This window comes from Dellaglioa sp. CoH-57-MRSF-20, from assembly GCF_056781955.1.
On the sequence record NZ_JBXAXV010000137.1, the window covers coordinates 1 to 408 of the forward strand.

Genomic DNA, 408 nt, shown 5'->3' on the forward strand with positions numbered 1-408 from the left:
ACGGCATTGAGTACGCGGGCGGCACCACGTTTACAGTTAACGATGGTTCGGTATACGGAGCAACTACAGCAGTGAGTTTTGCGGCCGGTGAAGTGAAATCCGTCAACAACAAGTTTCCGAATTCTGTTGGTGCCGTCGAGATTGATATTGCGGATATACCCAATCTTCAACAGGAACTCGATAATGCTGGCAAGGTGAAGACCGTAGATGGTCAGCAACCCGATGCTAACGGCAATATTGTGGTTCAGGCATCGGATAACAACGCTGCGACCGGCACATCGCTTATCTCAGATAGCGGTGCCACAACCGGCACAGCAAAGCTCAAGACGCTGGTAGCAGGTTCCCTGATATCGTTCTCGACGGACGCTAACGGAAACCTAGTGATCAGTAGCACCGCAACATCCGGTG

General features: G+C 51.7%; 1 pseudogene. It reads left to right on the forward strand.

Annotated elements, in window-relative coordinates:
- Nucleotides 1-408 (forward strand): annotated as a pseudogene (locus AC1RPN_RS08505) (hypothetical protein); the annotation flags it as partial.